The following is an 8,094-nucleotide window of genomic DNA, read 5'->3' as shown; positions in this document are numbered from 1 at the left end:
CGACGTCCGAGACGTCGACGGGAAGACTCGCCGGGATGTCGTTCGGGAGGCACTCGATCTCGATCTCGCGGCTGACGAAATCGAGGATCCCCCCCTCCTGCTTGACGCCCTTCGGCGTCCCGATCAGCTCCACCGCCACGGAGACGCGGACCTTGACGTCCATGAGCACGCGCAGGAAGTCGACGTGCAGGACCTCGCGGGAAACGGGGTCGCGGTCGATCTCCTTGATCATCGCGTGCCGCGACTGGTCGGTTCCCGACATCTTCAGCAGATAGATCGCGTTGTCGCCGGCGCCCTTGCGGAACGCGGTGGTCAACTGCCGGCCCTCGATGTAGATCGGGACCGTCTCCTTCTTCGCCCCGTAGACGACGGCCGGCACCTTCCCGGCGGCCCGCGCGCGGCGGGCGACGTTCTTGCCGGTTTCCTGCCGGCGCTCGACCTGCAGCTCGATATTTGCCATTGGCGTCAACCCCTCAATTCAAAGCGGGTGAGCATACACGATTTTCAGACGAAAAGCGATGAAACCGAGGCGCCGTCGTGGATCCGCTGGATCGCCTCCCCGAGGAGGGGGGCGACCGAGAACGAGCGCAGCCGCGGGCAGCGGGCCGCGGCGGCGGCCACCGGGATCGTGTTCGTGACCAGCACGGATTCGAGGACGGAGGCGTTGATCCGGTCGATCGCGGGCCCCGAAAGGACCGGGTGAACGCCGGCGGCGAAGACCCGGGCCGCCCCGTGGCTCTTCAACGCCTCGGTCCCCTTGATGAGGGTCCCGGCCGTGTCGATGATGTCGTCGAGGATCATCACGGTCCTCCCCTCGACGTCGCCGATCACGTTGACGACCTCCGTTTCGTTCTTTCCGGTACGCCGCTTGTCGACGATCGCGAGCGCGGAGCCGAGCCGCTTGGCGAACGCGCGCGCGCGCTCGACCCCGCCGACGTCGGGCGAGACGATCGTGAGGTCCTCGATCTCCATCTTCCGGACCGCGTCGAGGATGACCGGCGCCGCGAAGAGGTGATCCACGGGGATGTTGAAGAAGCCCTGGATCTGCGCCGCGTGCAGGTCCATCGTCAGGATGCGGTCGGCGCCGGCGGCGGTGAGGAGGTCGGCGACGAGCTTCGACGAGATCGGCACCCTCGGGCGGTCCTTCCGGTCCTGGCGCGCGTAGCCGTAGTACGGGATCACCGCCGTGATCCGCGTGGCCGAGGACCGCTTGAACGCGTCGATCAGGATCAGGAGCTCCATCAGGTGCTCGTTGACCGGAGAGCAGGTCGGCTGGATGATGAAGACGTCGGCGCCCCGCACGTTCTCTTCGATCTGGCAGTTGTTCTCGCCGTCGGAGAAGTTGTAGAGGATGACCTTCCCGAGATCGACGCCGAGATAGGCGCAGATCTCCGCGGCGAGGCCCGGATGCGCGCGCCCGGAGAAGATCTTGAGCTCGCCGTAACGGAACAGGTGTTCCACTGCGCGCGATTCTACGTCAAGCGGGCAGCGGCACCGCGGGCGCGGCGGCGGCGCGGACCTGCGTCTCGATCCAGGGATACGTCTTCGCGAGGCCGGCCTCGAGCGAGACCGCGGGCTCCCATCCGAGGACGCGGCGGAGCCGCGCGTTGTCGGAGTTGCGGCCGCGGACCCCCTGGGGACCCTCGACGTGCTTCTTCCGGATCGCGACGCCGGCGATCTCCGCGATCACGTCGGCGAGCGCGTTGATGGAGATCAGCCGGTCCTGGCCGAGATTGATCGGCTCCCCATGGTCGGAGCGCATCAGCCGGTGGATGCCTTCGACGCAGTCGGAGACATAGCAGAACGAGCGCGTCTGCTCGCCGTCGCCCCAGATCTCGATCTCGCCGCGCCCGGAGAGCTTCGCTTCGGCGATCTTGCGGCAGAGCGCCGCGGGCGCCTTCTCCCGCCCCCCCATCCACGTCCCCTCGGGCCCGAAGATGTTGTGGAACCGGACGATCCGCGTCTGGATCCCGTAGTCGTCGCGGTAGTGCCGGCACAGCTGCTCGGTAACGAGCTTCTCCCAGCCGTACGCGTCCTGCGGCATCGCCGGGAAAGCGTCCTCCTCCTTGAGGGGGACGACGGCGGCGTCGGTCTGACGGTAATCGGGGTAGACGCACGCCGACGAGGTGTAGAGATACCGGCGGACGCCGTTGACCCGCGCCGCGTCGAGCGTGTGGAAGTTGATCAGCGCGTTGTTGTGGAGGATCTCGGCGTGGTGCGCGGAGATGAACCCCATGCCCCCCATGTCGGCGGCGAGCGCGTAGACCTCCTCGACGCCCCGGGTCGCCTGCAGGCAGTTGTCCCATCGCCGGAGATCGAGGAGCTCGAACTCGTCGGCTTCCGTCGGGGCGTAGGGGCAGGTCCTGACGTCCACGCCGCGGACCCAGTACCCCTTCTGCTTGAGGTATCGAACGAGGAAGTGCCCGATGAAACCGCCCGCTCCGGTGACGAGGACCCGCGTGTTCGGCAAGGCTTTCTCCCCCGCGGCCGTCGAAAAGCCGCGGCGGCGGGATTCTATCCCGTCGCGGATCGGTCCGCGCTGACGGCGCTCGCGGGTTGCAGGAATCTGGACGCGACGAAATTTCCCTCAGGACGATTCATTGCTCGGGCGGCCATCCCCGGCGCTCCCGGTCGGGCTCTTCGCATCGCGGAAAGCTTTCGCCTCGAGTGACCGAGGCGAAAGCTTTCCGCGATGCGAGCGGGATCGCAGACGAAGGGGGCGGCGGCGGCGCCGTCGAGTCGCTCGTTCGACGAGCGGCGCCGCCGCCACGCGCTCCCGTCCCCCGAGCCAGCTCCCGCGACGGTCTCGCGCCCGCCCGGCTCGACCTTGTCGCGCCGTAGCCTCGGCGAAGGCGGACACGTCGCCGCGCTTGCTTCCCTAGGAGAGGCCGCTGCGGATGGACACGATCGGGGACAGCTGGAACGAGATCCCCGCCGTCAGCCGGAAGACGTTCCGCGTCACGCCCGGGACGTTCGAGTCGAATCGGTACTCCGTCCCGAACACCCCGATGCCGAGCCGTCGCCCGGGGCGGAGCAGGAAACCGCCGCCGAAGCTCAGCACCTTGTCGAGCCGGCGGTAGCCGGCGCCGTCGATGACGACCGGGATCGGATAGCGGTTCTCGTCGTAATCGGCGTACGCGCGCAGGGCGAGGCGGGGCCCGACCTGAACGTTGATCCCTCCCCCGTTGACCGTCGCCATGTAATACGGGTTCTCGACCGTGACGCTGTACTGCGCGCCGCGATAACCGTCGGCGAAGAGCTCGACGTTGGCGTGGGCGAGGAAGGAGAGGAAATACGACCCCGTGGCGGTTCGGAACTCGCGGAAGCGCGAGCCGTGGATCGGCTTCGCGTCGCGATAGCCGCCCGAGAGGTTCGCGAAGAACCGCGGGCGGTCGATCCGGATCCCGATTAGGTACGCGACGCTGCGGTTGTCGCCCCCCTGGTCCGGATCGTCGAACTCCGCTCGCTCTTTCTCGGCCGAGGCCGAGAACGAGAGCGTCTCTCCCGTGTGGATCCGGAGCCCCGCGCGGATCCGCTCTTCCTTCCGGTCGAGGAGCGCGGGGTCTTCGAGCGGCTCGTCCGGCCGGGGGATCGCCTGGAACCGGTACTTCGACGCTTCTCCGTCGCCGAAGATCGAGAGGGGCCCCGCCACGTCGAGCTCGGCGCTCGCCCGGCCGATCCGCGTCCGCGAAACGACGTTGCGGAGCGTCTCCGCGTTGAGGAGCGACGCCGTCTTCGTGTCGCGCCCGTCCGCGTCGATCCGCAGGTGATTGAAGAGCGCGAGGAGCTCGCCCTCGTAGTCGCCGCCCCAGGTTCTCCCGTCGGGATGCCGGGCGTACCAGATGTACTCCGGCGCGGCCGTCCCTCGGAGGAAGATCTTCGATCCGATCGGCAGGAGGAGCCGCGTCCCCGCGGAGGCCTTCGCGGTCTCGTCGCCGACCTTGTGGTCGGTCGTTCCGAAGATGTTGTTGTCGTACCCGGCGTCGTCGATCTCGAGGAACGGGAAGAGCCGGAGAGGGCCGAGGTGGTACCGGTTCTGCTCCAGATCGGCCTTGACGAGGTCGGCGGCCGTCTGGGTGCGGGTCGCGGGAACGCGGTCCGACGTCGTCTGGCCCACGGCCATCGGAGCCGCCGCGGCGATGAAGAGGAGGAGAACGGCCCCCGTCCGGCCGCGGCGCCGCTCCTCCCGGTGTCTCGTCTCGAAGGCGTCGATTTTGACGATGGCCTCCCTCGGCGGACGTTTGCAACGACCGCGCCACCTGTCCCTCCGGGCAGGCAACCCGATCCAGGGCCGAGACTTCCCGCGCGGCACCCTGCTACACTGCCGATGCCTGCCGATGGAGCGAACCGGATCTCCTCCGCCCGGCCGGACCACCGCCGTCAGCGGCTATCTCGTCGCCGTCCTCGCGGTTTCGGTCACCAGTCTCCTCCGAGAGAAGGTCCGGCCCCTGCTCACCGATCATTCGGTCTTCGCGATGGACTACCTCGCGATCGCCTTCGCCACCTGGTACGGCGGATTCGGCCCCGGTCTCGCGGCGATCGTCACGGCCGTTCCCTTCGCGATGCTCGTCATTCCCCCGGTCGGTCTCGCCGTGCGCGGCACGGCCAACGTCATCGCGCTCTTCCTCTTCGTCGCGATCTCGACCTTCGTCGCCGCCCTGATCGAGAGCGTGCGCCGCGCGCGCGAGCGCGCCGAGGACGCCCGCCAGCGCGCCCTGGACGCCCGCCGGCGCGCGGAAGACGCGCTCGAGGCGCTGCGCGAGAGCCAGCAGAAGTACCGGGGCGTGTTCACGCGAAACCTGGCGGGCGTCTCGCGCACGACGCTCGACGGACGCATCCTCGAGTGCAATCGCGCGCTCGCGAAGATCTACGGGTACGACGCCCCGGAAGACATGCTCGCCGTCGGAGCCGAGAGCCTCCACGAAAACCCGGGAGCGCGACGCGCCTTCGTCGACCGGCTCCGCGCGGCCGGGGGCGCCCTCGTCAATATCGAGGGCTTCGGGCGGCGGCGCGACGGGAGTCCGGTGTGGACGCTCGAGAGCCATCAGATCGTCGTCGAGCACGGAGAGGTCGTCATCGAGGGCTCGATCCTCGACATCTCCGACCGGAAGAAAGTCGAGGTCGAGCGGGAGCGCCTGGTCGACGAGCTGCAAGAAGCCGATCGCCGGAAGGACGAGTTCCTGGCGATGCTCGCTCACGAGCTGCGCAACCCGCTCGTCCCGATCGCCAATGCCGTGCGCGTCCTCCAGCTGCCGGACGCCGGGCCGGAGACGCTGCGGGAGTCGCTCGCGATGATCGAGCGTCAGCTCGGCCACATGGTCCGGCTCGTCGACGACCTCCTCGACGTTTCGCGGATCTCCCGCGGGAAGATCGAGATCCGGAAGGACCGGTTCGATCTCGCCGTGATGACCGAGGAGGTCGCCGCCGATTTCCGCGGAGAGCTCGCCCGGCACGGGCTCGCGCTCGAGACCGTGCTCCCGGACGAGCCGATCTGGATCGAGGGGGATCGCGTGCGCGTGGCGGAGGTCCTGACGAACCTCCTCCAGAACGCTCGGAAGTTCACCGATCCCGGGGGATCGATCCGCGTCCGGCTGGACGAGGCGGAAGGACGCGCGCGGCTGCGCGTCCTCGACACCGGGATCGGGATCGACGCCGCGATGCTCCCGCACGTCTTCGAGCCGTTCTCCCAGGCGGACCGCAGCATCGCGCGGACCCGGGGAGGCCTCGGCCTCGGACTCGCGCTCGTGCGCGGGATCATCACCGCGCACGGCGGCGAGGTCTCCGCCTCGAGCGGCGGCCTGGGCCGCGGCGCCGAGCTCACCGTTCTCCTGCCGGTCGCCCCGCGGCGCAGTCCGGACACGCGCGCGAGCGCCCGCCGCCCTCCCGTCCCGGCACCCCCGCGCCGAGTCCTCGTCGTCGAGGACAACGGACCGGTCGCGGAGGGAATGCGCTTCCTTCTCGAGCACCTCCGGCACGACGTCCGGGTAGCGGAGGACGGTGCGGCGGGGCTCGAGACGATCCGCCACTTCCGCCCGGACGTCGTGCTCTGCGACATCGGCCTTCCCGGCGAGGTGGACGGCTATGCGCTCGCGCGGTCGGTGCGGTCGGACGCCGAGATCGCCGGTACGTGCCTGATCGCGATCACCGGGTACGGGCAGGCGTCGGACCGCGACCGCGCCCGCGAGGCGGGATTCGACATTCACGTGACGAAGCCGGTGAATCCCGCGCGGCTCGAGGAGCTGCTCAGCACGCTCCCGCGCGCGGTTCGCTGAAACTCAGGCGCGGACGATCCCGAGCGGGCGCTCCGGAGCTCCGTAAACGATCGCATGGACGAACTCGCCGGACGTGTCGTCCGAGCTCGGCCGACGGGAGAACGCGGGAGACGCGCCGGACGGCCGGGACACGCCGCCGCAGGCGCGAACGCGGTGACGCGGCGCCGCCACGGGAACTGCGAGAACGAGAAGAACCCCCAGAGCCAGACGAGCGACCATCGAGAACCTCCGCGCGTTTCCGACGCGCAAGCCCTCGGGGGAGCAATCGCCGCGCCAGAAGTTCGACCAGGGTCGCCGCGCGGCGGCGCGAGGTTCTTCCGGCGCCTCGGCCGCCGAGCCTGCGATCCCGGGCCGCCAGCCGCCGTCTCCGGCCGAAGGAAGCCGGCCGAAGGGCGTACACTGGCTTCGGACGCCGTCGGGCCACTGCGCGAAACCTTCGAAGCGCGACACGCGAGCCGAGCGGGGCGTCGAATCGGAGGAAACATGGGAAAACGACCTCGCGACGAGGGTGCGGCATGCCCGATCGGCAAATGCCGGGAGCGGGGATTTCACTTTCGGGAAGAAGCCGTCCGGGACGGGAAGCCGATGACGAACTGGCACTGCCCGGACGGCACGACCCATCTCCTGCCGCGAGACAGCGGCGGCCGGCTCGAGGAACCACGGCCGGCCGAGAAGTAATTCCGAAAATATCGGGCTCGCCTTCGCCGCCTCGAAGGACCCGCGATCGCTTCGATCGACCGTCGCCGAATGCGGGCCTCCCGCCCATCGCTTAAAATGGGCGCCGAACGAATTCCATGGCGAGGCACTTCTGAGAAGGTTTGCGGGATGGCGGTGAGCCTCACCGCCGGCGTCTGCCGTGAACGCTGCGGTCCGCCTTCGTTCGTTCCGACCCGACAGCCGGGAGCGGGCGGCCCGCCGTCGCTCGCTCTTGCGAGCTATGGCGCGGCCATGAGGTCCTCATGACTCTCGGAGCAGGCGTAAGGCTCGGACCTTACGAAGTCATCGCATTATTGGGTTCAGGCGGCATGGGACAGGTCTACCGGGCAACCGACACGCGGCTCGGCCGCTCCGTCGCCGTCAAGGTCCTCGCTCCCGAGCTCTCCGGGAACCCCGGCTTCCGGCAGCGGTTCGAGCGCGAGGCGAAGGCGATCTCGCAGCTCTCGCATCCGAACATCTGCGCGCTCTTCGACGTGGGATCCGCCGACGGCGCCGAATACCTCGTCATGGAGCTGCTCGAGGGCCAGACGCTCGCCGACCGCCTCGACAAAGGCGCGCTGCCGCTCGATCAGGTCCTCCGGTACGGGATCGAGATCGCGGGCGCCCTCGATCGGGCGCATCGGGCGGGGATCGTTCACCGGGATCTGAAGCCCGGCAACATCATGCTGACGAAAGCCGGCGTCAAGCTGCTCGATTTCGGGCTCGCGAAAGTCGTCGCGACGGGAGCAGCCCCCGAGTCCGATCTTTCCGCGCTTCCGACGCAGGCCCCTCCCAGCCGCCCGCTCACCGAAGACGGCACCATCCTCGGCACCTTCCAGTACATGGCTCCCGAGCAGGTCGAGGGAAGGGAAACCGACGCCCGGAGCGACATCTTCGCGCTCGGCTGCGTCCTCTACGAGATGGCGACCGGACAGAAGGCGTTCGCCGGGCGGAGCCGCGCGAGCCTGATCGCCGCGATCCTCGAGCGCGATCCGGCGCCGATCTCGACCACCGCTCCGATGAGTCCGCCGTCCCTCGACCGGCTCGTCCAGGGCTGCCTCGCGAAGGATCCCGACGACCGGTGGCAGAGCGCGCACGACGTCATGACCCAGCTGCGCTGGATCGC

8 protein-coding genes are annotated in these 8,094 nt (G+C 69.2%); 3 read left to right on the top strand and 5 right to left on the bottom strand.

Annotation, left to right across the window (positions count from 1 at the left end):
* The 4 genes from VKH46_06845 to VKH46_06830 all read right to left on the bottom strand — a co-directional run.
* A partial coding sequence (locus VKH46_06845; protein HKB70547.1) for a 50S ribosomal protein L25 occupies positions 1 to 460 on the bottom strand: 460 nt, incomplete at its 3' end.
* Between the two features lie 44 nt (positions 461 to 504).
* A complete protein-coding gene (locus VKH46_06840; protein HKB70546.1) occupies positions 505 to 1,461 on the bottom strand; it encodes a ribose-phosphate pyrophosphokinase in 957 nt (318 codons plus the stop codon).
* 16 nt (positions 1,462 to 1,477) lie between these two features.
* Positions 1,478 to 2,470: an NAD-dependent epimerase/dehydratase family protein gene (locus tag VKH46_06835; GenBank protein ID HKB70545.1), complete on the bottom strand. Its 993-nt coding sequence runs from the start codon at positions 2,468 to 2,470 to the stop codon at positions 1,478 to 1,480.
* A gap of 408 nt (positions 2,471 to 2,878) precedes the next feature.
* Positions 2,879 to 4,123: a hypothetical protein gene (locus VKH46_06830; GenBank protein ID HKB70544.1), complete on the bottom strand. Its 1,245-nt coding sequence runs from the start codon at positions 4,121 to 4,123 to the stop codon at positions 2,879 to 2,881.
* 214 nt (positions 4,124 to 4,337) lie between these two features.
* Between VKH46_06830 and VKH46_06825 the strand changes: the two genes are divergently transcribed.
* On the top strand, positions 4,338 to 6,272 hold the full coding sequence (locus VKH46_06825) for an ATP-binding protein (GenBank protein ID HKB70543.1): 1,935 nt from the start codon (positions 4,338 to 4,340) through the stop codon (positions 6,270 to 6,272).
* A gap of 3 nt (positions 6,273 to 6,275) precedes the next feature.
* Here the strand turns inward: VKH46_06825 and VKH46_06820 are convergent, their stop codons facing one another.
* The gene (locus tag VKH46_06820) at positions 6,276 to 6,491 is read right to left on the bottom strand and encodes a hypothetical protein (GenBank protein ID HKB70542.1); all 216 of its coding nucleotides are present in this window, start codon (positions 6,489 to 6,491) and stop codon (positions 6,276 to 6,278) included.
* Positions 6,492 to 6,755: 264 nt separating this feature from the next.
* On the opposite strand from VKH46_06820, the gene VKH46_06815 reads away from it, so the two are divergent.
* Together VKH46_06815 and VKH46_06810 are read left to right on the top strand one after the other, a co-directional pair.
* Entirely contained in the window at positions 6,756 to 6,950 is a 195-nt protein-coding gene (locus tag VKH46_06815) for a hypothetical protein (protein HKB70541.1), read from the top strand.
* Positions 6,951 to 7,297: 347 nt separating this feature from the next.
* Positions 7,298 to 8,094: serine/threonine-protein kinase (locus tag VKH46_06810; GenBank protein HKB70540.1), on the top strand; the 797-nt coding region annotated here is incomplete at its 3' end.

The sequence above is a fragment of the Thermoanaerobaculia bacterium genome (assembly GCA_035260525.1).
Lineage (GTDB): Bacteria > Acidobacteriota > Thermoanaerobaculia > UBA5066 > DATFVB01 > DATFVB01.
The sequence above is the reverse complement of the archived record's forward strand: the minus strand, read 5'-3'. Positions and strand labels throughout refer to the sequence as shown.

Coding starts and splice junctions, on each gene's coding strand:
- VKH46_06830 (HKB70544.1), bottom strand. CDS start 4,123: ATGGCCGTGGGCCAGACGACGTCGGACCGCGTTCCCGCGACCCGCACC.
- VKH46_06815 (HKB70541.1), top strand. CDS start 6,756: ATGGGAAAACGACCTCGCGACGAGGGTGCGGCATGCCCGATCGGCAAA.
- VKH46_06825 (HKB70543.1), top strand. CDS start 4,338: ATGGAGCGAACCGGATCTCCTCCGCCCGGCCGGACCACCGCCGTCAGC.
- VKH46_06820 (HKB70542.1), bottom strand. CDS start 6,491: ATGGTCGCTCGTCTGGCTCTGGGGGTTCTTCTCGTTCTCGCAGTTCCC.